Annotated in this window: 22 protein-coding genes; 14 read left to right on the forward strand and 8 right to left on the reverse strand. The window is 43.9% G+C overall.

The window, feature by feature from the left end; all coding sequences use genetic code 11:
* The first annotated feature begins 6 nt into the window (after positions 1-6).
* Genes QS795_RS00590 through QS795_RS00645 form a run of 12 tightly spaced genes read left to right on the forward strand, consistent with a single transcriptional unit; the run spans position 7 to position 11,489 of the window.
* Complete coding sequence (locus QS795_RS00590) at positions 7-1,299, forward strand: AMP-binding protein (protein WP_318626720.1); 1,293 nt, start codon at positions 7-9, stop codon at positions 1,297-1,299.
* Positions 1,286-1,633 carry an ApeI family dehydratase gene (locus tag QS795_RS00595; protein WP_318626721.1) on the forward strand — a complete coding sequence of 116 codons (348 nt, stop codon included), beginning with the start codon at positions 1,286-1,288 and terminating at the stop codon, positions 1,631-1,633. The genes QS795_RS00590 and QS795_RS00595 overlap by 14 nt, the downstream gene beginning before the upstream one ends.
* A complete protein-coding gene (locus QS795_RS00600) occupies positions 1,627-3,339 on the forward strand; it encodes a glycosyltransferase family 2 protein (protein ID WP_286271517.1) in 1,713 nt (570 codons plus the stop codon). The genes QS795_RS00595 and QS795_RS00600 overlap by 7 nt, the downstream gene beginning before the upstream one ends.
* The gene (locus tag QS795_RS00605; RefSeq protein WP_318626722.1) at positions 3,339-3,761 is read left to right on the forward strand and encodes an acyl-CoA thioesterase; all 423 of its coding nucleotides are present in this window, start codon (positions 3,339-3,341) and stop codon (positions 3,759-3,761) included. The genes QS795_RS00600 and QS795_RS00605 overlap by 1 nt, the downstream gene beginning before the upstream one ends.
* Positions 3,758-4,357, forward strand: coding sequence for an outer membrane lipoprotein carrier protein LolA (locus tag QS795_RS00610; protein WP_286271518.1), 600 nt, complete (start codon positions 3,758-3,760; stop codon positions 4,355-4,357). The genes QS795_RS00605 and QS795_RS00610 overlap by 4 nt, the downstream gene beginning before the upstream one ends.
* Entirely contained in the window at positions 4,350-6,677 is a 2,328-nt protein-coding gene (locus QS795_RS00615) for an MMPL family transporter (protein ID WP_318626723.1), read from the forward strand. Before QS795_RS00610 ends, QS795_RS00615 begins: the two co-directional genes overlap by 8 nt.
* Positions 6,674-7,240: a DUF3261 domain-containing protein gene (locus QS795_RS00620; RefSeq protein ID WP_318626724.1), complete on the forward strand. Its 567-nt coding sequence runs from the start codon at positions 6,674-6,676 to the stop codon at positions 7,238-7,240. The genes QS795_RS00615 and QS795_RS00620 overlap by 4 nt, the downstream gene beginning before the upstream one ends.
* Positions 7,237-8,415, forward strand: a complete 1,179-nt coding sequence (locus QS795_RS00625) for a beta-ketoacyl-[acyl-carrier-protein] synthase family protein (protein ID WP_318626725.1) — start codon at positions 7,237-7,239, stop codon at positions 8,413-8,415. Before QS795_RS00620 ends, QS795_RS00625 begins: the two co-directional genes overlap by 4 nt.
* Entirely contained in the window at positions 8,405-8,869 is a 465-nt protein-coding gene (locus tag QS795_RS00630; RefSeq protein WP_318626726.1) for a hotdog family protein, read from the forward strand. Before QS795_RS00625 ends, QS795_RS00630 begins: the two co-directional genes overlap by 11 nt.
* An 18-nt stretch (positions 8,870-8,887) precedes the next feature.
* On the forward strand, positions 8,888-9,631 hold the full coding sequence (locus QS795_RS00635; RefSeq protein ID WP_318626727.1) for a 3-ketoacyl-ACP reductase FabG2: 744 nt from the start codon (positions 8,888-8,890) through the stop codon (positions 9,629-9,631).
* Entirely contained in the window at positions 9,628-10,857 is a 1,230-nt protein-coding gene (locus QS795_RS00640; RefSeq protein ID WP_286271524.1) for a beta-ketoacyl-ACP synthase, read from the forward strand. The genes QS795_RS00635 and QS795_RS00640 overlap by 4 nt, the downstream gene beginning before the upstream one ends.
* The gene (locus QS795_RS00645; RefSeq protein WP_286271525.1) at positions 10,857-11,489 is read left to right on the forward strand and encodes a 4'-phosphopantetheinyl transferase family protein; all 633 of its coding nucleotides are present in this window, start codon (positions 10,857-10,859) and stop codon (positions 11,487-11,489) included. The genes QS795_RS00640 and QS795_RS00645 overlap by 1 nt, the downstream gene beginning before the upstream one ends.
* Here the strand turns inward: QS795_RS00645 and QS795_RS00650 are convergent.
* From QS795_RS00650 to codB, 6 genes are all read right to left on the reverse strand, one after another.
* Entirely contained in the window at positions 11,430-12,035 is a 606-nt protein-coding gene (locus QS795_RS00650) for a protein-methionine-sulfoxide reductase heme-binding subunit MsrQ (RefSeq protein WP_286271526.1), read from the reverse strand. The two genes, QS795_RS00645 and QS795_RS00650, sit on opposite strands and share 60 nt — an antisense overlap.
* The gene (gene msrP, locus QS795_RS00655; protein WP_286271528.1) at positions 12,035-13,042 is read right to left on the reverse strand and encodes a protein-methionine-sulfoxide reductase catalytic subunit MsrP; all 1,008 of its coding nucleotides are present in this window, start codon (positions 13,040-13,042) and stop codon (positions 12,035-12,037) included. Before msrP ends, QS795_RS00650 begins: the two co-directional genes overlap by 1 nt.
* Positions 13,043-13,151: 109 nt before the next feature.
* Positions 13,152-14,513, reverse strand: coding sequence for a heavy metal sensor histidine kinase (locus QS795_RS00660; RefSeq protein ID WP_286271530.1), 1,362 nt, complete (start codon positions 14,511-14,513; stop codon positions 13,152-13,154).
* Complete coding sequence (locus QS795_RS00665) at positions 14,510-15,181, reverse strand: heavy metal response regulator transcription factor (RefSeq protein ID WP_036949891.1); 672 nt, start codon at positions 15,179-15,181, stop codon at positions 14,510-14,512. The genes QS795_RS00660 and QS795_RS00665 overlap by 4 nt, the downstream gene beginning before the upstream one ends.
* A 162-nt stretch (positions 15,182-15,343) precedes the next feature.
* Positions 15,344-16,642, reverse strand: coding sequence for a cytosine deaminase (locus QS795_RS00670; RefSeq protein WP_286271532.1), 1,299 nt, complete (start codon positions 16,640-16,642; stop codon positions 15,344-15,346).
* Positions 16,635-17,882 carry a cytosine permease gene (gene codB, locus QS795_RS00675; RefSeq protein ID WP_108478658.1) on the reverse strand — a complete coding sequence of 416 codons (1,248 nt, stop codon included), beginning with the start codon at positions 17,880-17,882 and terminating at the stop codon, positions 16,635-16,637. Before codB ends, QS795_RS00670 begins: the two co-directional genes overlap by 8 nt.
* Positions 17,883-18,683: 801 nt before the next feature.
* Between codB and dcuC the strand changes: the two genes are divergently transcribed.
* Together dcuC and QS795_RS00685 are read left to right on the forward strand one after the other, a co-directional pair.
* A complete protein-coding gene (dcuC, locus tag QS795_RS00680) occupies positions 18,684-19,958 on the forward strand; it encodes a C4-dicarboxylate transporter DcuC (protein ID WP_154602186.1) in 1,275 nt (424 codons plus the stop codon).
* Between the two features lie 15 nt (positions 19,959-19,973).
* Positions 19,974-21,239 carry an amidohydrolase gene (locus QS795_RS00685; protein WP_286271536.1) on the forward strand — a complete coding sequence of 422 codons (1,266 nt, stop codon included), beginning with the start codon at positions 19,974-19,976 and terminating at the stop codon, positions 21,237-21,239.
* A 67-nt stretch (positions 21,240-21,306) separates the two neighbouring features.
* Here the strand turns inward: QS795_RS00685 and QS795_RS00690 are convergent, their stop codons facing one another.
* Together QS795_RS00690 and QS795_RS00695 are read right to left on the reverse strand one after the other, a co-directional pair.
* A complete protein-coding gene (locus tag QS795_RS00690) occupies positions 21,307-22,548 on the reverse strand; it encodes a Zn-dependent hydrolase (protein WP_154602188.1) in 1,242 nt (413 codons plus the stop codon).
* Positions 22,549-22,946: 398 nt separating this feature from the next.
* A complete protein-coding gene (locus tag QS795_RS00695) occupies positions 22,947-24,773 on the reverse strand; it encodes an FUSC family protein (RefSeq protein ID WP_318626730.1) in 1,827 nt (608 codons plus the stop codon).
* Between the last annotated feature and the right edge of the window lie 217 nt (positions 24,774-24,990).

Below are 24,990 nucleotides of genomic sequence, written 5' to 3' on the forward strand. Positions count from 1 at the left end.
CCCTCAATGCCAAGATTGTTGCACCAAAAGAAAATGATTAACCAGCAACAATTGCAGCAAAAAGTCGCGGCGATATATACAGAAATTGCGCAGCACTCGGCTCAAGAATGTGTGTTGCTTTGTCATGATAGCTATTACTTTATTATTGCGTTACTGGCGACATTACACACAGGAAAAACGCCTGTTTTATTGGGGCATAATAATTTAGATAAATTGTTGGGTGAGCATGATAACCAACAACTTATCTTGACTGACGGTAAGATTGAAAAGAGCGATAAGCTCTGGTCTATCCCTCATATGCTGGAAACCACGTCAGTGCAAACCTCGTTTACACTGCCTGCGATCAATCCTCAAACAGCGTTAATTTTATATACGTCAGGTTCCAGCGGGAATGCCAAAAAAGTGGTCAAGACGGTGGAATCGATGGACACCGAAGCGCGCTGGCTAGCACAACGATGGCAAACTCAATTCAACACTTCTCTGGTGAAAGGTTCAGTTAGCCATAACCATCTGTACGGATTAACGTTTCGGATTTGGTTGCCTTTATCCATGGGCTACCTTATTGATACGCAGATGGTTGAGTTTCCGGAACAACTTATGGATGAAACGCCATTTATTTTTATTACCAGCCCAGTGTTTCTCCATTACATGGATACCGCATTGTCGCCTCCGACGTGGACATTCATGGTTTCTGCGGGCGGGGCATTGGCGCCTCAGCTAGCTCAAAAAATCTTTGGCTGGAGTGGAACAGCCATTCATGAAATTTATGGCAGTACGGAAACGGGAATTATCGCATATCGAGAACAGCCTTCTCAGGATAGCGGTTGGCAGCCTTTTAGCGAATTGTCATTAATCCCATGTGGAGAACAACGCTACCAACTTTGCTCTCCTCTTTTGTGTGGACATCAACCTTTTTTACTGGATGATAAATTATCATTCACAGAAAACGGGCGATTTGAACTGTTAGGGCGTGTAGACCGAATTATTAAAATTGGCGAGAAACGGGTTTCAATCACGGAAATTGAGAACAAATTACGTCAGTTTGAGTTGATTGATGATGTGGGAATTGTTGCAGTGCAACGTAATAACCGAACTTATTTAGGTGCGGTAGTCGTGACATCAACACCGACTGAAAAATTGAGCCAGCAACAGATATCGGTTTGGCGTCAAGAACTGAAAAAATGCATTGATCCAATCGCTATTCCACGATATTGGCGCCAAGTAACGACGATCCCATTAAACAATCAAAGCAAGCGTTCTTGGTCACAGTTACAGGAGTTATTCAATGTTTCCCATTGAGAAAGGCCTCGAGAAAACGAGCTATTCGAGTTTATCGGTGATGTTATACATCTCTGAGGATTTAGCTTGGTTTGAGGGGCATTTTGATAGTCAACCCATACTGCCTGGGGTGGCTCAAATTGATTGGGTCATGCGTTATGCAACACAATATTTAGTGCCAGATGCGCAATTTTCATCATTGGACCAAGTTAAATTTATTAACCCAATTTTACCCCAACGGGATGTTCAGATAGACATTGAATGGCATGAGTCTAAAAAGCAGTTGGTTTTTCATTACTATTCGATGGACGCCGAACATCGAACCCTGAGTTCAGGAAAAATCCGTTTATGTTAGTGAATGGATCTGCATTCCGGCCTTGTGCCTTGATCCCGTGTTATAACCACGGAAAAACCCTTTCACGCGTTGTCCAAACGTTATGCGAGCAAGGACTTGATTGTCTTATTGTGGATGACGGTAGCGATGCATTAACCCAACAAGATATTGCTGACGTTTTGCAACAATATCCTCAGTGTCACGGATATCGCCTTGAGGTGAATCAAGGGAAAGGCGGCGCGCTTTTTGAGGGCTTCAAACGCGCTAAGTTATTAGGGTACACCCATGCACTGCAAGTGGATGCGGATGGGCAACATGACCTTTTATCTGTGCCTGAACTGCTAAAAATGGCCCAAGAAACGCCGAATATGTTGATTTCAGGGCAGCCCATTTATGATGATTCTGTACCGAAGTCTCGCTTGTATGGGCGCTATGTCACCCATGTATGGGTCTGGATAGAAACCCTCTCTTTTTCGATTAAAGACAGTATGTGTGGCTTTCGAGTTTACCCACTTGTGCAAACGCTCGACGTGATGAATTCTTCCCATGTGGGGCGCCATATGGATTTTGACACGGAAATTATGGTTCGCTTGTATTGGAATGGGATTTATAGCCGTTTCTTGCCAACCCACGTTATCTATCCAGAGCAAGGGATTTCGCATTTTGATGTTGTAAAAGATAATATTCGTATATCCAAAATGCATACTCGCTTGTTTTTTGGCATGTTGCCTAGAATTCCTCATCTCTTAACCAAACGCTCGCCAATACATTGGGCGAAAACTCAAGAGCGTCGTGGACTAGCGGGTATGCGTTTTATGGTCCAGGTGTATAAATTGCTTGGGCGCAAGCCATTCCAATTTATCCTCTTTTTTGTCGCTGGCTGGTTTTGGTTGACCGGCTCACAGCAAAGTACAGCCTCTCGTCGTTATCTTGCTAAGGTGGCGAAATATTGCCAGACACACAATATAACTCCGCCTCAAAAACTCAGTAGCTTTTACCATTTTCAACGCTTTGGTGAAGCGATGCTCGATAAAGTGGCGAGCTGGTGTCAGAAATTAGTTTGGGGTAAAGATGTTGTGTATGCTCCGCAGGCGGAAGAAGTGCTCAAATCTGATGAAGAAAAAGGCAAGTTAATACTGGGTTCGCATCTAGGGGATATTGAGGTGTGCCGTGCTTTGGCGCAAACAGGACAACTAAAGCGGGTCAATGCATTAGTGTTCCATGAACATGCGGCTCGTTTTCAGCAATTGATGTCTGAAATTGCCCCGGAATCTCAACTCAATTTAATTCCTGTCACCAATATCACACCAGATGTGGCGATTAAACTACAAGAGAAAATCCAAGCGGGAGAGTGGGTGGCTATTGTTGGCGATCGAATTTCGATTAGCAGCTCCGATAGCAATGACCAACGTATTACATGGAGCGACTTTTTAGGGGAGCCAGCGCCTTTTCCTCAAGGTCCTTTCATCTTAGCGGCATTATTGAAATGCCCTGTTGTGCTGATGTTTGCACTAAAACAGGACAAAAAAATCACAATTTATAGTGAGGAGTTTGCCAATCCTATTCATTTGCCCAGAGGCTCAAGACAGGCGGCGTTACAGGCTTATATCGACCAGTACGCAGCCCGCCTAACGCATTATACGTTGATGTCCCCGTTAGACTGGTTCAATTTCTATGATTTTTGGCAGCTGCCATCGACCACCTCTGATTCTAAGGAGAATGTGTAATGCTATCTGACCCTCGTTTTTCTATTGCTGTCGATATTTTTGTTCCTTTTCATGATTGTGATCCGATGGGTATCGTGTGGCATGGAAACTATTTGCGCTATTTTGAGGTGGCGAGAGAGCAATTATTGAATCAAATTGGTTATGGTTACCGAGATATGCTGGCTTCGGGTTATGCGTGGCCAGTCGTGGATGTCCAACTAAAATATCGCCGTTCGGCCAGCTTTGAACAGATGATTACTGTTAACGCCAAAATTGTTGAGTATGAAAACCGGCTTAAAATTAGCTATGTCATCACAGACAGTTTGACTGGTAATAAACTGACAAAGGGATACACCATTCAAGTTGCTGTCGATCAAAACACGCAAGAGTTGCAGTTTGTTTGTCCCGATATTCTATTGGCTAAAATAGGGATCCAATCATGAGATATATTCTCGTATTTCTCGCTTTTTTTTGTAGTTTTGCTTCGGCGATGACGTTGGATGAATTACAGGCGACACTCACGAAAAATGAGGTGGTTCGGGCTGATTTCGTGCAAGAACGTCAAATAAAAAACATTAAAACGCCGTTAATATCAAAAGGGAAAATGCTGCTCTCGCAAGACAAAGGGTTATGGTGGCAGCAAACGGAACCATTCAAAACGACGTTGATTCTTAGAGAGAATGAGATGATTCAGCGAATGGATGGGCAAGAAGATCAACGCATTACGTTAGAAAATAATCCGCAAATGTTCCAATTTAACTCGTTAATGCGAGCGCTGGTTAAAGCTGACAAAGCGGTGTTGGATAACCATTTCGCGCTGGAGTTTTCGGATAAGGGTCAGAATCAATGGGAGTTAGTGTTAGTCCCAACAACGACACCGTTGGATAAAATATTTTCACGCATTGAACTTTCGGGCAGCACTGTTGTGGACAACGTAATTTTGATTGATAAACAAGGCGATTCAACCAAAATTACTTTTACGAACCATCAGTTAACGCCGTCAACGCTGACTCCAGAAGAGACTCAGTATTTTGATTAGATTGAATACTCATTGGTTAAGTCAACTTTGGCTACTGGTTTGTGTTGCGTTGGCTGCCGCGTTATTTTGGCTCCTACCTCATGCTCGAATAGCCTCAAGCGTGATGGCGCTGTTGCCGACTCAAGCTATCAGTCAGGCCTCTCCCGCAATATCGGATGGTTTTTTAACTCGTTTAGATAGACAACTCGTTTGGTTGGTCAGCCCATCTGGCGGGGAGCACCCAGATGCTCAGAATGACGAAGCCGTCGCCCATTGGTTAAATCAGCTTCAAAAGCAGACGTTTCTTGATTCTATTAATGGACCTGTGAATGACGACCAACAAAAAGCATGGGGAAAATTTTATTATCAGCATCGAAATGCATTATTAGATGATGCGACCCGAGCACGTTTACAGCAAGGTCATCAACAAGCGGATTGGATTATCTCACAATTGTTTTCCACCTTTTCTGGCATTAGTGGTCTTGAATTAACTAATGACCCGATGCTGTTAGTTCGAGGCTCTCAACTAGCCTTACAAAAAATGGGCAGCAAGTTTAGCCTGCACAATGGCTGGTTAACGGTTATCGATGAAAATGGGCGACGCTGGTATATGTTGCATGGGGAATTGGACAGCTCGGCGAGTGAGCTGAAACAAGCCCAAAAAATAGCGGGGACACTGGCACAATTACAACGTGACTGGGAGAAACAATACCCTGACGGACAAATTTTGTCGCGAGGGAGCCTTTACTACAGCGATAACGCCAGTCAGCAAGCTGAATCGGATATGAGCCGTTTGGGAACGATCACGATATTGGGTGTGTTTTTGCTGATCATCGGTATATTTCGTTCGATTCGCCCACTGTTTTTATGTTTATTGTCTGTCACCGTGGGGGCATTAGGTGGTGTCGTATCAACCTTGCTGGTATTTGGCGAAATTCACATTCTCACGTTAGTGATGAGTATGAGTATCATCGGCATTTCCGTCGATTATGCAATTTATTATCTGATTGAGCGGATGGTTTATGGGCAACAAGATTCGCCGCAACAAAGCCTCATCAAAGTCCGTTCGGCATTATTATTGGCGCTTGGCACCACCGTTTCCGCTTACCTGATTATGATGTTGGCACCTTTCCCAGGCATTCGTCAGTTAGCCTTGTTTGCCAGTGTTGGATTGACCTGTGCCTGCCTCACGGTCATTCTATTTTTCACATTCTTGGTGCGTGGATTACCTAATAATCCAGTGCCATTTTCAATGTTATTATTACGTTGGTTAGGGGTATGGCGGCACAATAAAACATTAAAATTTGGGCTGTCGGGTTGCGCCATAGTGATATCGGCAATCGGTATCAGCCAGCTTAAAGTGAATGATGATATTGCCGCGTTACAAGCATTGCCTACCCACTTAGTGGAGCAAGACCAACGTATTAGTCAATTGACCGGCCAACACAGCGACCAAACATGGTACTTAATCAGTGGGGCATCTCAAGAGCAAGCCTTGCAACGGTTAGAGAACTTTGAACCTCAGCTCCAAGGTGCTCAACGGCAAGGGGCTTTCCTCGATTTTCAACGTATTCCGTTTTATTCGCAGCAACGGCAAACTGAAAATGCGAAATTAGTGAATGACGCTGCGCCATATATCTTGAATAAGTTGCAAGAGACTGGGGTTGATGTCGCAGAAATCAATATTCAGCCGATGAATGTGACGTTGGATGCATGGTTAGCATCGCCCGTTAGCCAAGGTTGGCGTTTAATGTTGTTAACGCTGCCTAGTGGAGAAACGGGCATATTGCTGCCCGTTAACGGGGTAAAAGATAAGGTAATGCTGGCTCAGCTGGCAGCCGACAATGAGGGGGTTAGTTGGATTGCTCGTAAGGCACAATTCGATGAGCTTTTTTCCCATTATCGCATGGTATTAACCTGGTTAATCGGCGTTGCACTGGCGTTTGTCGTCGTCACCTATCTGTTTAGAGAAGGTATCAAGTACGGGCTGATCTGTATTTTACCCACCCTATTTTCACTTTCTGTTGCGCTCGGGGTGTTGGGCTTAAGTGGTATGCCGTTGAATCTGTTTTCCCTGCTTGCACTTATTTTAGTACTAGGGATCGGGATTAATTACAGTATTTTCTTTAGTAATCCTAAAGGGACGGCAGTTACATCGCTTCTAGCGGTGACAGTCGCATTATGTACGACATTACTGACACTTGGCATGTTGGTGATGAGTTCAACACCTGCAATTCAAGGATTTGGCTTAACACTGTGTGTGGGTATTTTTAGTGCATGGTTATTTTCGCCGCTCACTCTGACGAAAAAAAAGAAAAAAACTAGGGGTAAATCAAAATGATACGTATTCTTTCTCTATTTGTTTTTGTATTGATCACGGGATGCGTATCCCAAACAGAGCATACACCATCAGCGTGGTTGAAACCGGGCGTTAAGATTGAATTACCATCCCCTGGGCTAGATGTACCTATGAGTGAGCAACAATTACTGACCGCGAAGGTGAAAGGGAAATCTCACTCTTTGATTGCTCTGTTGGATGTTAATCAAGAGCGAATCAGTTTAGCGGGGCTATCTTCGCTGGGTGTTCGCCTTTTTTTAGTGACGTATGATGCTGGCGGTATCCGCACAGAACAGTCAATTACGCTACCGGAATTGCCGCCTGCGGAGCAAGTTTTATCTGATATCATGCTGAGCTATTGGCCAATAGCTCGTTGGGAAACACAACTGCCGCAGGGCTGGACTTTGGTGGATAAAGACTTAGTGCGTGAATTACGCGATGAACAGCAGCAGCTGGTCAGTCAAATTCACTATCAAAATATTGATGGACAGCGTGCTCCTGTACAGATAGACAATCAGATTTTTAGTTATCAAATCACCATTGGGCACTTAGGGGCCGTGCAATGATTTATATTAATGCGGTTGGGATGCTCAATGCATTAGGGCACACGCTGGATGAAATTCAGTCTAACCTCTCACGCCAAATTGCGCCGGGTATGAAAACACGTTCAGAGTGGCTACAATCCGGTGAAACGTGTGTTTTAGGCGGTGTTGATGCCGAGCTGCCACCCATTCCTGAGCATCTTAAACAACATGACAGCCGTAATAATCAGCTACTACTTGCGGCTCTGTTACAGATAGAACCGGCTGTTACTCAAATGATTGCCACTTATGGTGCTGATCGTGTGGCGGTGATCATGGGAACAAGTACATCAGGGCTGGATGAAGCAGATCAATTTATTGATGCGCAGCACAATGGTAAGCAACCAGAGGGATACCATTATTCCCAACAAGAGCTGGGAGACCCTTCCCGTTTCTTAGCTAAATACCTTGAGCTTACTGGGCCGGCTTATACTATTTCAACCGCTTGTTCTTCGAGTGCGCGGGCTATTTTAGCCGGTCAGCGCTTAATTGATGCGGGCATTGTCGATGCGGCTATTGTGGGCGGCGCGGATACACTAAGCCGAATGCCAATTAATGGTTTTCATAGTTTAGTAGCACTTTCTCATACATTGTGCCAGCCTTTTGCGGAAAATCGCCCGGGAATTACGATTGGTGAAGGTAGTGGGCTACTTTTACTGAGTAAGCAGCCAGCAGAAATTGCCTTTCTCGGTGGAGGGGAGTCGAGCGATTCATATCATATGTCTGCGCCAGAACCGTCGGGAAAAGGGGCTGAAAACGCTATATTAATGGCATTAGCGGCGGCTAATCTAACACCTCAAGATATCGGTTACATTAACTTGCATGGCACTGGGACTGTACTCAATGATGCAATGGAATCAGCTGTCATTAACCGACTATTTGGTGATGCGGTGCCTTGTAGCTCAACAAAGCCACTAACCGGGCATATGCTAGGGGCTGCGGGAGTAGGTGAAGCCGCATTGTGTTGGTTGTTATTGAAAGCTAATTTAGCCCTACCGAAACAACATTTTACAGATCTGCCTCAGGATTTATCATTACCTTCCTGTGGTTTAATGACCGTTGACACACCGTTAGAAAAGCCAATTATGCTATCAAATTCATTTGCCTTTGGGGGTAATAATTGCGCGTTAGTGATTGGGAGGGTTCCCTATGCAGTATGATTCACCTGAAAGCTATTTACCGCATCGATCACCCATGGTATTGCTTGATACTGTAGTCAGTGTGAACGATGACAGCGCATGCTGTGAAGTCACAGTGAGCCCTGATGGAGTATTAGCTCGTTATCTGGATGAACATCATAATTTGCCCTCATGGTATGCGATCGAGCTCTTAGCGCAAACTGTCGGAGTTTGGTCTGGGTGGCATCAGCAGCGCACGAAGACTCAGAAGCCAGAGATGGGGTTACTCTTGAGCGGTCGGAGTCTAAAAAGTGAAATTCCTTATTTTAAGGTAGGCTCGAAACTTTCTATTCGAATTCACTTACAGCTTCAAGATAACAATATTGGTAACTTTGAGGGCGAAATTAGCCTAGAAGGTCATATGTTAGTTTGTGGCCGCCTAACGACATACCAACCTACGTTTGATGAACTAGAAACACTTTTTGGTCTGAACTAAGAAATAATCGAAAATAAAATGAAAACAAATTCAAATAGAACCGTATTAGTGACAGGGGCAAGTAAAGGGATCGGTAAGTCGATAGCGATACAATTAGCGAAAGATGGTTTCCATCTCGTGGTTCACTATCATCAAGACCATCAGGGTGCACAAGATACGCTTCAACAGATTGAAGCTGCGGGTGGCGCCGGGCGTTTGGTCTCGTTTGATGTGAGTGAAAGGGCGTTAACCAAACAGATTATCGATCAAGATATCGCCGAATATGGCGCGTATTATGGTGTGGTTTGCAATGCGGGAATTTCCCGCGATGGCGCTTTTCCTGCGTTAACCGAAGATGACTGGGATGCGGTTATTCATACAAACTTAGACAGTTTTTATAACGTTGTTCACCCTTGCATTATGCCAATGATTGGCCTGCGAAAAGGAGGACGGATTATCACCCTATCATCAGTTTCTGGTGTGATGGGGAATCGTGGTCAAGTTAACTATAGTGCAGCCAAAGCAGGTATTATCGGTGCGACAAAAGCACTGGCTATTGAGCTTGCTAAGCGCAAAATTACCGTTAACTGTATTGCTCCCGGCTTGATTGAAACCAGTATGGTTCAAATGGAACCTATCGCATTTGAACAAGCGATGAATTTAATTCCAATGAAAAGAAGTGGTCAACCCGAAGAAGTTGCTGGTTTAGCCTCCTACCTAATGTCCGACATTGCGGGCTATGTGACTCGACAGGTGATTTCGATTAATGGAGGTATGCAATGATACACCGTGTTGCTATCACAGGAATGGGTGGCGTTAGCGCTTTAGGTGAGCAATGGTGTGATATTCGCACCCATATTCTTAACGGTAAAAATGCTGTGCAAAACATGCAGGAATGGGCCGTTTATGATGGGCTAAATACTCAACTTGGGGCTCCTATTAACGACTTTGTGTTGCCAGTTCACTATACGCGAAAGAAAATTCGTTCAATGGGGCGAGTTTCTCTGTTATCGACGCGAGCCACCGAGCTAGCACTGACTCAGGCTGGTCTATTGGATGATCCTATTTTAACCAATGGAGAAACCGGTATTGCGTATGGTTCGTCGACAGGCAGCACTAAGCCTGTGAGCGACTTTGCGACAATGCTGACAGAAAAGCATACGAACAATATTACAGGGACAACCTACGTTCAAATGATGCCGCATACAACTGCGGTGAACACAGGGTTATTTTTTGGGCTGAAAGGGAGAGTGATTCCGACATCAAGTGCCTGTACATCGGGAAGTCAAGCGATAGGGTATGCTTTTGAAGCCATTCGTCATGGATATCAAACCGTGATGGTTGCAGGTGGCGCAGAAGAGTTATGTCCATCTGAAGCAGCAGTATTTGATACCTTGTTTGCGACAAGCCAAAAAAATGACCAACCAAGTTGTACGCCATCTCCATTTGATGTTAACCGAGATGGATTAGTTATTGGTGAAGGCGCCTGTAGTCTCATTCTCGAAAATTATGATCATGCTGTCGCGCGAGGTGCCACAATTTATGGTGAAATTTTAAGTTTTGCAACAAACTGCGATGCAGCGCATATCACCCAACCTAAAGTTGAAACTATCCAACTGTGTATTGAAAAAGCCTTAAAAGCAGCAAAACTAGCGCCACAGGATATTGGGTATATTAGTGCACATGGCACAGGAACGGAGCGCGGAGATATTGCGGAGAGTCAAGCAACCTCGAATGTATTCGGCGTTAATACCCCCATCTCTTCGTTGAAAAGCTATTTCGGGCATACGCTAGGGGCATGTGGGGCGTTAGAAACTTGGTTGACATTAGAAATGATGAAGGAAGGTTGGTTCGCACCCACATTAAACCTAATGCAAGTTGACCCTCAATGTGGTGAGCTAGATTATATCATGCACACCCCGCGCACCCTCAAAACGGAGATTATCCAAACCAATAACTTTGCATTTGGTGGGATAAATACATCGCTCGTGATCCGTAGAGGAAATTAATGGAACTTGGCTTGAAGCAGGTCAGCGTATGGGTTGCAAAAATTGACACTCTAACCCAAATGCCTTTGGGCACTGAATTTCAAAGCCGAGACCCAAGTCAGTTAACACCCACATTTATTGCGGGTCGACGGTTACTGATGCATTTTTTTGGGCGAGATTGCTTGACGTTGATATCGTATACACCGAATGGTAAACCCTATTTTACTCGCTCAGACCTTCCAAAATTTAATTTAAGCCATAGCCAAGATTGGATAGCTCTGGCATTTTCTGCTGATCATGAAATTGGCGTTGATATTGAAGTGATCCGTCCAAGAAAATCGTCGAAAAATATCATTAAACGTTATTTCAATCAGCAAGAACAAGCTCAATTAAATACGCTGAATAAGCCTCTGGAAGAGATGTTATTTTGGCAATATTGGACGGCTCATGAGGCAGTTATCAAGCAACAAGGGCAAACGGTATGGCAGATGAAGCCACAAGATACATTACCTGATGAATTAGCTGCACAAAAGTTACAGCTAGCATCTTGGAAAACATCGCAGTGGTGTATTTCTCTTTGTTTTTCTCTAGGTTTAACCGCACAGCTTTATTCTCTGGCTCCAAACACGATAAGCAAAAGCAGAGCCCACTAACACTAAGTAAATAATTGGCTCAGGCGTTAGAGTTTTTAATGACAAAGCATAGTGGCAAAGCGCGAGTAATAGCGTTGGGTAAAGCAGCATGTGAATTCTTTTCCACCATACGCCTAGGCTGATTCGTATGCGGTTGAACGAACTCACCGCCATCAAAAATAAGCATAGCCAAGCCGTGGCGCCAATCACTAAGTAGACCCGCGAAAAAATCTCCTCGAAAAAGAGTGATAAATTATTGATGCCAATCTCCAGTAATAAATAGCTACTCAAGTGCAGTACAGCCCAGAAAAAACACCATAATCCCAGTAATTTTCGTGTCTGAAACAGTGTGGTAAATCGCAATAATTTAGCGATAACGGGGATCAATGCGATAACGACGAGCAAACGCAAAGTGGCTATTCCCGTAAAATGCTGGATGTCTTTAGCGGGATCAGCGCCAAGTCGCTGAGTATCAATTAAAAAAATCAGCCATACCAAAGGGAGCAGAGCAATAAGATGAAAGCCTCCTTTGGTTAATCTCACTAATAGCCTGTTTTCTTGGGGCATTAGAAGTATCTCCGCAAGTCCATTCCCTGATACAAGCTCGCGACTTGGTCTACGTATCCATTAAAAAGTAAAGTAGGCTGTCGGGTTACTTGACCTAACCCCCCCGCACCAATAAAACGCTCAGTTGCTTGTGACCAACGAGGATGATCAACTTGCGGGTTCACATTGGCAAAAAAACCATATTCACTGGGCGCGGATAGGTTCCATGTGGTATCTGGCATCTGTTCGGTTAGGTGAATTTTGACGATAGACTTAATCCCTTTAAAACCATATTTCCAAGGAACAACTAAGCGGATCGGTGCGCCATTTTGATTGGGTAATGTTTTTCCATATACGCCAGTGGCAAGTAAGGTTAGCGGATTCATGGCCTCATCTAAACGCAGCCCTTCAACGTAGGGATAGGGCAAGCCACCGCCGATATAACGGCTTTTTTGTCCCGGCATTTGTTCGGGAGCATAACGGGTTTCAAAGGCGACATATTTGGCTTTGCTGGTGGGTTCCACCAATGCCAATAATTTTGCTAACGGAAACCCCACCCAAGGAATAACCATCGACCAAGCTTCGACGCAGCGCATACGATAGATACGCTCCTCTAGGGGAAACTTGGTGTTGATATCATCTAAATTCAGGGTTAAAGGACGATTCACTTCACCATCAATGGTGACCGTCCATTCGTCGGTAATGAGGGTATGTGCGTTTTCAGCTGGGTCTGATTTTCCTAGCCCAAACTCATAAAAGTTATTATAGCCAGTCACTTTATCTTCGGGCGTCAGGGTTAACGATGGCTGAAATTCTTCAGGTTGAATAAATGTGAGGGCTTTTCTTGGCGTCACGGGAGTCGCTGGGGCATCGTCACTTAACCAAGAAAATAAACCTGCATTTGCTGTCGCTGCAACGGTTAAACCTGCCGCTCCCACACCTAAGGCTTTGAGTAGCTGCCGGCGCTTCATAAAGAAAATGGATTCATCCGTGATTTGAGAATCGGGGATTTTAGGTAACTTTTTCATTGTGCGCTCCATAGCAAAAAGAAGAATGAAATCAGTTATACCGAATGCGTGATAAAAGTGGCTGACAGTAAGATGACAAATTTGTCATCTTACTTAATTGTAGAAAATTTTAGATTGTAGGAAACGTTAGCGTAATGGTGCTGGTACCTGCTTCGTGTTCAAAACTAACCGAACCGCCATGCAGTTCAACAATCGCTTTGACAATTGCCAGCCCCAACCCAGTTCCCTCCGAGGTTCTGGCATTATCTCCGCGCCAAAAACGAGTGAAAATTTCCTCGCTATTTTGTAGGGGGTTCCCTTGGTTAGTGATGCGGATTTCTCGCTGCTGGGGAAGCTCAATGATCTGGGTGACCACGCGAGTATTTGGGTGAGAGTATTTAATCGCATTAGCGATAACATTCATGAATACACGGTTCAGTAATACCGGATCAGCATCAAGCCTGAGGGTTGAAGGTTCACAATAAAGCGTAATCTGTTTCTCTTCTGCATAAGCCGAAAATAGTTCATAAACATCATTCACTAATCCCGAGATTGAGAGATTTTCTCGATTTAACGTAATGTTTTTATTTTCAGCACGAGCAATAAATAATGTGCTTTGGATCATCTGTGCCAGCTTATCGAGCTCTTCAATATTGCTAATGATGACCTCTTCATATTCGCTCACATTGCGGGAACGCTGGAGCGTAATTTCATTTTGCACTCGAATGGCATTAATGGGCGTTCTTAGCTCATGCGCTAAGTCATCGGCGAACTGGGTTAGTTTAACAAAATCATGTTTTAGCCGTTGGCGCATGGTATTCATTGATTCGCCCAGCTCTTTTAACTCTTGTGGAAGCTGATCAATATCGATCGGATCATTCAGTGCATGAACGTCTGTTTTGATCGTGATCTGGCTCAGTGATTGAATATCGGAGAGCCCTTTTTTCAGTAACCATAAACTCAGTAATCCCATCAACAATATTGAGAGAGCAGACACCAGCATGCTTTGGGTTAAATATTGGGTTAATACCCCGCTGCGGTCGACGGAAACTTTACCGAGTACCACATGGAGCTGCCCTAATGGTGAGTTCATGGCGAAATAGACCGCGGAGATAGGAATGCTTTGTGCGGTTTGCCAATGGTTGATTGCATGGATATTGAGCTGCTCAAGGTTCACTAACCGCAGCGGTTGGGTATCCAGAAGTTCGCTGTTAGTCGCGACGAGTATGTGCCCACTCGCATCAGAAATTTGGATCAAATCTTGGCGCATGTCCATCATGCTTTGGAAATACATCGGCAGCGTTTTGATATCAATGCCACCCGAAATTAACTTAGCGAGTTGCTCTGCGCGATTTACTAGCAAATTATTGTCTTGTTCTGACAGCTCATTTTTTAGTGAGTGATACAAAACCCATGTCACGATGCCAGCATTAGCGACCATCAGAATGATAAACAGGGAAATAAGTTTAAAGCGTAGCGACTTTTTTTTCATTCTATTGGCCTATTTAAGCGGTATCCCATCCCTCGAATGGTTTCGATAAGCTTAACTTCAAACTCATCATCAATTTTCTTTCTCAATCGACGGATGGCGACATCGATGATATTGGTATCACTGTCAAAATCGATACCCCAAACTTCGCTGGCAATTAAGGTTCTAGGTAAAATTTCATCGCTATGCAGCACGAAAAACAGCAACAGAGAAAATTCTTGGCGGGTTAAGATGATTTTCTTTCCTCCGCGCTCAACATCATGACGGGTCAGATCTATCTTTAAATCCGCAATTGTCATCGTTGTCGAGGTTGGCTGATTCACTTTGAGTTGGTTTTTAACGCGTGCTAATAATTCAGAAAACGAAAATGGTTTCACAAGGTAGTCATTGGCACCGAGCTCTAAGCCTTTAATACGATCATCTACGGCATCCCGTGCGGTGAGGCAAATAACGGGAATGCTTTTGGCGGTGCGTAAGATTTTTAAAATATCCCAGCCACTCATACCCGGCAGCATGATATCGAGAATTACCAATTGATAATTGTTTTCTAAAGCAAAGTAGAGACCATCACGACCATCATTCGCCACATCCACTAGAAAACCCGCTTCTTCTAAGCCATTTTTAACCCAGCCTTGGGTTTTAAGGTGATCTTCAATTAATAGTATTCTCATGGAAACCCAGCAATCGTTTTATTTGACTTAATTCATCTTAAAGAAACTTTTACTGTAAAGAAACAGTCTGGGGTTTAGCAATAAAAATGAGGCAAATCAGAGGAGAGAAACACGGGGTACTCATTGATTGCAGGCTCAACAAGCCCCGTGCTGGGGTAAAACTTAGTTCTCGCTATGTGGCTGATAACCGTAACGAATCGTCTCGACATCGTCGAGTTGAATTTGAGTCACAGTTGGTTGCGTAGTGGCAATCACGCGACCATCACGGATGGAATAGCGTACTGGCACTTGGCGGCGTACTGCATCAAAACCGTTTTCAGCAGGCAGGATCAGCAGGCTTGCGCGTTTCCCTTCATTGATACCGTAGTTTTGCAAATTCAACGTTTTCGCGCTGTGCTCAGTGATAAGCTTAAGGCCATCATTAATTTGGCCATAGCCCATCAGTTGGCAAACATGCAGACCCATATGCAGCACTTGCAGCATATTGGCGGTGCCCAGTGGATACCACGGGTCGAACACATCGTCGTGACCGAAGCAGACATTGATGTTTGCTGCGAGCATTTCCTTCACGCGGGTGATCCCACGGCGCTTTGGATAGGTATCGAAACGGCCTTGTAAGTGAATGTTCACTAACGGGTTGGCGACGAAGTTAATCCCTGACATTTTCAGCAGACGGAATAAACGTGAAGCATAAGCGCCGTTGTAAGAATGCATTGCCGTGGTATGGCTGGCGGTAACGCGTGCGCCCATATTTTCACGGTGAGCAAGGGCGGCAACGGTTTCGACAAAGCGTGACTGTTCATCATCAATTTCATCACAGTGAACATCGATTAAACGGTCATATTTTTGTGCCAATGCAAAAGTTTTGTGCAGTGATTCCACACCATATTCACGGGTAAATTCAAAGTGCGGGATGGCCCCGACCACATCCGCCCCTAAACGTAGCGCTTCTTCTAATAGCTCTTCGCCGTTTGGATAGGACATGATCCCCTCTTGTGGAAAAGCAACGATCTGCATATCCACCCAAGGCGCCACTTCTTTTTTCACTTCCAGCATCGCTTTTAATGCCGTTAAAGTGGCATCGGAAACGTCAACGTGGGTACGAACATGTTGGATACCGTTAGCAATCTGCCATTTTAGAGTTTGCCATGCGCGCTGTTTCACATCGTCATGGGTTAGCATTGCTTTGCGTTCGGCCCAGCGTTCAATCCCTTCAAACAGGGTGCCAGACTGGTTCCAATTTGGCTGCCCAGCGGTTTGGGTTGTATCCAAATGGATATGTGGTTCAACAAACGGTGGAATGGCTAAGCCACCTTCACCATCAAGGCTGTTAGGGAGTACTTCACCTGCGGGCTGCGGAACGATAGCTTTAATTTGTTGATTTTCAATATCGATTCGCCACAGGCCTTCACGCTCAGGCAAACGGACATTGTGGATATGTTGAATTTGTTGATTAAGCACGGGTCATCTCCGAATTAGTGGCGCGTACGCGATTCAATAGTGGATTCAGGATGGCGTAGCAGATAGCGCCGCCAAGCACTGCGTTAACTGGGACAATTCCCGGTAGCCAATGTCCTGCGGCAACACCCGCAGCCACGGCTATCAACGCACTGATATTCACATCGCGCATTTTGCTCATGTCAAAAGTGGCATAGCGATGACGATACATTAAGTAATCCGCGATGATAATGCCACCAATCGGTGGAATGGCTGCGGATAAGAAGGTCAGCCAGCTAACAAAGTTGTTGTACAGCCACAGTGCGCAGAGTGTGCCCACTAAGCCGTTGATAATGGATAACGTCTTGCTGGATAAGCCCGTAATGTTGGCGAACCCTAAGCCGGAAGCGTACAGCGCGTTGTCGTTGGTTGTCCAAATGTTCAAACCAAGCACGATAATTGCGGGTAAGAGTAACCCTTGCGCGATCATTACGTCGGAGATATCCGCCATACCTAAGGAAGCTGCGCCCGCCGCACCGAAGATAAACATCAGTGAGTTGCCCAAGAAGAACGCCACAATCGCCACCAGTACCGCGATTTTCGGCTTACGCCCGAAGCGTACAAAGTCAGCGGTTAACGTTCCCGCACTGACAAACGAGCCGACGACCATCGCCAGTGCGAGGTTGAAATCGATTGGTTGTTCTGGTTTTACCATTTGCAATGCGCTTAAACCACCGGCATCAGTGACAGCAAGATACACGGAGTAGCTTCCTAAGATGGCGATGGCAGGAACAGCAACAATAGATAGCACGGTTAACGCGGAGATACCGAAGAACACAGTAACGGTCATCAATATACCGGAGATACCAATCAGTAAGTTGATATCCCAGCCTGTCGCTTTACCGACGGGAATGGCGAACATGGCAACGCCGACACCGAACCAGCCGACCTGTGTACCGCCAAGTAAGAAAGAAGGGAGCCAAGAGCCGCGAATACCGAAAGAATAACGAGCAAGAAGGTGGGTTGTTAAGCCTGTTTTAGAACCGATAAAACCAAGGAAGGCGGTGTAGACACCAAGAATAAGATTACCAATGAGAACTGCGAGGAAGAAATCGTTGAAACTAAGACCGGTACCGAGAGCGCCTCCGGTCCACATGCTGGCAGAAAAGAACGTTAAACCCAGCATTACAAAGGTTAATGCGAGTCCGCCTTTTCTTGCGGATATGGGTACTGGCTCATGACTATAATTTTTATCACCGGACACAATTGCCTCCTGTAGCTTTCCTCTGGCCAAAAAAATCTGACGAATTCTATAGCCGTAAAAATAAAAAGCAAACGGTTTCGCACATGCTTAAAAAGAATTAATGAATTGTGTTTTTGCTCATTTTTTATTCTAGTCTGTCGCGTCACTGGAAAGGGCGTGAGACGGTAAAAGGTCTGATGGGGTGAGATAAAATCACGATGAAAACCAGCGGTCAAAACAGCTAATGATACAAACGAAAAACGTGAAATTAAGACAAAAGACTTCCGAATGTGTGGGTATCGATGGTTCGTTTTTTTTATTTATATTTATTCAATAAAATATAATGTTAAAACAATTTTTAATATTTTATTTACTATTACGCATTTAAATTGTTGGTTGGGATTTATTACTCATTTTTTGAGTAAAACATGATTTCAATCTAAATGATAATCTATATTTATAAATCTAATTATTTATTGAATTTAATATTTAATCATTTAATAAGTAAAGAGTAAAAAAAGAGTTTCAATATTACCAAAATGATAACAACGTTAATTTTATAGTCATTTTGACGGAGTTTAATGTTTCTTGATGGTTGATCATGGTTATGTTTTTAAAGGATATTTTTTAATTTTGAATGATTTTTTTATAGTAAACATCGTGCTGATCACAAAATGGCGGTTAATTTCCAGATAGGGAATTAAAATTGATATCCCTCAATTAAATAAAACAATTTAAGTTCACAATGAATTACCAATTAAAAAATTCATTCTTTTCTTTATTTGTTCTATCTATTTCTCCAGGGAATAAAAGAGGTCAGTCATGATAATACAAATTATCGCGGCATTAGTTATCGTTGCTACAATTTATCTTTTAATTAAAAAATATGAAACTCGGATGGTATTAATTGCTGCGGGGCTAGTACTTTGTATTATTAGCCTTGTGCCAATGGATGCCTTAAATGCATTTAGCGAGCGCATGGTTTCGGCTCCGCTGATCCAAGCCATTTGTTCCAGTATGGGTTTTGCCTATGTGATGAAATACACCAAGTGCGATAAACACTTAGTACTGGTGTTATCTCGTGTTCTGACTCGACTGGGTTTTTTCCTGATCCCCGCGGCAGTCGTACTGACTTTCTTTATTAATATCGCGATCCCTTCCGCGGCTGGGTGTGCTGCTGCGGTGGGTGCGACATTGATTCCGTTACTGATTGCTGCGCGTATTCACCCAGCTATTGCTGGTGGTGCCGTGCTGTGCGGTACGATAGGTTCTATGCTGAGTCCTGGGTTGTCACATAACCCATTTGTGGCGCAGATGTCGAACATGAGCATTGTTGACTTAATTGCTCGCCACGGGCCATACAGCTTAGCCGTTGGGGGCATTGCCGCCGTTTCCTTAGCGGTAGTGGCTTTAGTGAAAAAAGAGTACAACATGAAAGCGGTTGTTGAAGTGAATGGCACCGCAGGCACAGAACAAAACGCAGCGGCAGAGCAACCAAATTATCTTTACGCGACAGCGCCATTTATTCCATTGATTCTATTAATTTTGCCATTTATGGATGCACTGAAAGCGTATCAAATCAGTGTGCCAGCAGCGATGGTCATCGGGGCAATTTATGCGTTAGTTATCACGCGTACTAACCCTTCAACCATCACTAAAGAGTTTTTTAAAGGAATGGGGAATGCTTATGGGGATGTTCTTGGGATCATCATCGCTGCTGCCGTTTTCTCTGCGGGTCTCAAAGCATCTGGCTTAATTGATTCCTTTATTGGTTTTCTGATCCACTCTCCTGAATTTGCACGTTGGGGAGGGACATTGGGCCCATTCTTAATGGGAATTATCACGGGTTCAGGTGATGCAGCCGCGTTTGCTTTCAACGAAACGGTAACACCATTTGCCCAGCAATTTGGTTATGAAATTCCTGATTTGGGGATGGCTTCTGCAATTTCAGGCGCATTGGGTAGAACCATGTCACCGTTAGCAGGTGCAGCTATCGTCTGTGCAGGTTTAGCCAATGTGAACCCGATGGAAATTGTGAAGCGTACTGCGCCCGGCATGATTGTTGGGGTGATCTTCATTGCGCTCATCATGCTTTAATTTTAAGGAGATAACATGTCAAACATTACATTAGAACAACTGACTCAATGGCGTCGTGAATTTCATCAATACCCGGAAATTGGTTGGTCTGAGTTTTTAACCACAGCAAAAATCGTTGAAGAACTGCGTCGTTTAAATTTGGACGTCAAAGTGGGCCCGCAAGTGATCAACCCTGAATATGCCTTTGGACGCCAACAAAAAGTGGTTGATAAAGGTTTAGCGGTGGCGAGAAAGCACCAAGTTGATGAAAATCTGCTGGCTGAAATGCAGGAGCTGACAGGGTGTGTTGCCATTTTCGATAGCGGCAAAGCAGGGCCGACAGTCGCACTACGTTTTGACATTGACTGTGTCGGCGTGACAGAAAGTACCGATGAGACCCATCGGCCAAAAAATGATAATTTTAGTTCTTGTCATCCTGGCGAAATGCACGCGTGTGGTCATGATGGACATATCGCGATTGGTTTAGCGGTTGCGCATTGGTTAGTGGCAAATAAAGAGAGCTTATCTGGCAAAGTAAAACTGTTATTCCAACCTGCGGAAGAAGGCGTTCGCGGTGCGAGAGCGATGGCAGAAAGTGGCATTGTGGATGATGTGGATTATTTTTTAGGGGCGCACTTAGGATTCATTGCCAATAGCGGTGAAATTGTGATTAACCCAACTCATTTCCTCTGCACAACAAAACTGGATTTTCGCTTCAAAGGTGCACCATCCCACGCGGGAGCGGAGCCTGAATTGGGACGCAATGCGCTAGCCGGCGCTTGTCATGCCACAACGCAAATGTTGGGAATTTCAAGACACGGTAAAGGAATGTCGCGCATTAACGTTGGGGTACTTAATGCCGGTGAAGGGCGAAACGTAACGCCATCCTATGCGCAAATGCAGATAGAAGTCCGTGGCGAGAATGAAGAGATTAACCGCTTTATGAGCGAAAATGCGATTCGCATGGCAGAAGGTTCCGCGCACAGCTTCCAGTTAGAAATGGAAAGTGAAGTGATGGGAGAAGCGGTTGATTTAACCAATGACCAAGAGCTGATTGATACCTTAGCAAGAGTGGTAGGGCAACATGAGGAATTAACGGCAGTGGCGACTCGCCCGTTTGGCGGCAGCGAAGATGCCACTATTTTGGCAAAACGCGTCCAGCGTCATGGGGGGAAATCTCTGTATTTTGTTGTCGGTGCCGACAGAACCGCAGGGCATCACCAAGCTAATTTTGATTTCGATGAAAAACAGATGTTAACAGCCTATCAGCTGTATACCGGATGTTTGGCGTCATTAATGTAATTTTTGGGTAATAGGAAAAAGCCGCTGCGAGAGCATTCTCCCAGCGGCTTTTTATTTCACTAAAGCTTTATTTTGCTAATGAATGCAGGGTATCTTTCAATAGATTGGCGGCAATAATGATGTCGTCGAAATCAGTGAATTCATCAGGGTGATGGCTAATTCCATTTTTTGATGGTGTGAAAATCATGGCGGTTGGGAATTTTTGGGCGAGATTCATAGAGTCATGACCCGCACCGCTCAACATGGTCATATAACCGATGTTTTGCTCAAGGCAATGTTGTTCAATGCACTGACAAATCTCGTTATTTAATTTCACCGGTGCTTCTGCTGAAATTTCACGAAGTTGAATCGAAACATCGTTGTCTTGTTCAGATTTTCTAATGGAATTTTTCAAGTGAGTGGCAACGCGGGCAATACTTTCTGGCTCAATACCGCGAATATCGACCAAGAAATTCACTTCACCGGGAATCACGTTCATGGAATTTGGATATACATTGAGTTTCCCAATGGTACCGACGGTTCCCCATACCGCTTCACGGCAAGCCGCTCGATTCACATCGCTGATAATGGCGGCGCTGGCCACTAATGCATCGTGACGTTGGTACATTGGGGTTGCGCCAGAGTGATCTGCATGCCCTGTGACCTGAACTTGGAAGCGGGTTGGCGCGGCAATGCCGTTCACAATTCCCACTGATTTTTCTTCAAGTTCAAGGCGCCGACCTTGTTCGATATGCATTTCGATAAAAGCTGAATAATGGTTATCCGCCAATTGGCACTGTTCAATTTCGTGGCTTGGGTAACCAAGACTATCGAGGACATCGAAAAAACTGCGTCCATCATCATCTCGGTTGAGTGCCCACTTTTCACGATCAACTTTTCCAAGTAACACTTTGCTGCCAATACAGGAAAAACCAAATCGGCTGGATTCTTCTGCCCTGAAAATGACGAGCTCAAGGGAACGGGACAATTGCTGTGGTTCAAATTGCATCAGCGCATAAAACCCTGCCACGACACCAAGCGTACCATCATAAGCACCGCCATTAGGAACCGTGTCCAAATGAGAGCCAGTGCCAACAGCAGGTAAATCAGGATTTTTTCCCGGTAATCGGCAGAAAATATTCCCTATTGCATCTTGGCGAACAGTAAACCCAGCTTTTTGCATGGTTTCTATCATGTATTGGTGTGCCAATTGGTCTGTGGGTGTATAAGCCAAACGTGTTACACCTTTATTTTCAGGATAAACAGTAAAGGATGCTAATTTTTCAAATAATAATTTCATTTCATTAGTAGAAAATAATTCCCTAGTCATGAAAACCTCTTTCATAAGTTGTAATCAGATATATTTAAGTTTATTGGAATAAGAAGGATTGAAAATAAAAAGCAGAAAAGTATAAAAATTATTATGGGTACCATAATGCAAATAGAAATTGGTTAAGTCAAACAGAAGGATGAAAAAAAGAAGGTTGCATGATATTTATCAAATTGCTGATATTAAACGAAAATATAACAAATTTTACGTTTGAGATAGATTCCGTTTGTCGAGGGCCAATTTAAAAAATTTTTAAATAAACCCTCGATTTTTTCATTATTTATTGATGATAAGTTGGGGTTATAGAATTTAAATAAGAGGTTTGTTTTTTATAATCAATTTAGATCGGTAATATATTTTATTGTTTTCAATCTCTCGTTAATTGTTATTTTTTATATTCAATTGTTAGTGTCTAAATAATGCAAGTAGAGGTGAACATCATTATACAATTGACGTAATTCAGCACTATTTTTCTGCCTACGTAATAGTGCCTGTAGCAGGCGGTGAATTTTTTCAACATTAGGTTGTGGGTGCTGCAAACGTAAAACCAGTCCTTTTAGGGCACGATTGTGTGATTCAGAGGCAGAAAATTGTTTATAAATTTGCATCAGATTGAGCCAAATAGCGTGGCGGACAGCAAAAAATTGTATTGTTCTATCAAATGGATAATCACTTTTACGCGCCAATATTAACCCGCTAAATAGGCGATGGCTCATCTGTGATGTTGATGGTTTTTGTCCTGAAATAATCTTATGAAGACCCAGCTTAAATTGTTGTTCGCTGAGTAAAATAAGGTTTTGGTAACGTTTCTTCGGATTTGTTGGGTAAATCCAATAAAAAGCTCCCATCGCGACCAACGGTCCACAAATAATGGCGATGGCATTACCGAGGCTTTCTGGAAAGCTTAATGTAAAAGGGTAGTTTGGTTGCAGTAAGATCAAAGAGACCATAATGTAATCAAAGGCGATTAAAATTAGTTTCTTGTGGGCGAAAACTAAAATTCCACTGATGATAACGGGCACAATGAATAAGGTCATTTGCCATGATGATGATGCGAATGGCCATAGACACCAAGTACAAATCAACGCGGAAAGTGCCCCGAAAGATTGTCCCGTGAAGATATTTTTCATAAACCTAGCAGGGTAATCAAGGGATGCGAACAGTGCGATCATCACGGATAAACCTAGCGTTAAATAGGCGAGAGCTTGCCATTGAGTCGCTAACCAGAGTAAGCCAACGGTGGCAATGGCAACAAACGAGCGTGCAAAAGTTTGCCAAGCGGCAATGCGGTCATGGTGGAGTTTTAGCTTATCTACACGGTGTTGTGCCTTGATGGATAACCCTTTTGACACATAAAACAGCGGGATTAAGAGATTTTTCAATATGCCATTCGGGCACAGAGACAGGATATGTTTCCATTGTGATTCAGTCGGTTGTGTTGCTGGAAATGGAAATGCCGCTACCTCTTTAAATTTATCAAGTTGTAGCAAAATTTGGCTTTGAGCGAGTAGTTGTTGGCGAGCTTTTACGACTTGTTTACGGTGATAACGCCACCCAATACGGTTGGCCTCTAACTGTTCATCATAGGTGGCCATTTGCTGCCATAAAGTGTCAATATCCTGTTGTTTAATCGACTCTTTTCTATATAAAGAACGATGCAAAATAGTGTAAAACTGCTGATCAATTTGTTGCTTTAACGCGATGATGGATGCTTGTTCACGCTTGGGGGTAAATAAAAAATTAAACAAAACCGCACATAATACACCCACTAAAATAGTCCAAAATCGATCCCATGCTACGGCAAAAATATTGTCGGTGGCATGAACGCTAAGCATGCTTACCATTACCGCTGAGTAACCTGCCAAAAAAGTACCGTAGGCTACAAAGCCTTTTTGTAGCTGTCCAATACCGCTACATGCACCTAACCATCCGGCTAAACCGATCACAAATAATAATGGGCTGATTAGATGAATTTGAATGAGTACAATGCCAGCAACGACACCAATAACTGTACCTGCAAACCGCCACCAACTTTTTTCTAACAAGTTTTCACGCCAAGGTTGTGCGGAAGCCCATACAGTCATTGCCGCCCATTGGGGGTGAGTCAGTCCTGCATATTCAGCAATAAATAGCGCAAGAATGGATGCGCAGGCGGTGATCATTGCAAAGCGCAAACGGTCAGAATCGAATCCGAATCGCTGTATTGATGTGATGAGTCGTGGCATGGTTTTTCGCAGATGGGTGAATAAAACAGCATATAGGGTAGTGCTTGTGAGGGAAAAGAGCAAACAGAGGTGGAAAACTTCTATATTGGTAAAATAGAGATCGAAGTAAAATAAAAAGTAAAAGCCTTACAATGAAATAGGCTTTTACTTTTTATACAGGAGCATCATATATAGACTGTTTTAAATCAAAAAATAGTTGAAGTTAAGACTAAATACA

This window comes from Providencia zhijiangensis (genome assembly GCF_030315915.2).
GTDB classification, from domain to species: Bacteria; Pseudomonadota; Gammaproteobacteria; order Enterobacterales; family Enterobacteriaceae; genus Providencia; species Providencia zhijiangensis.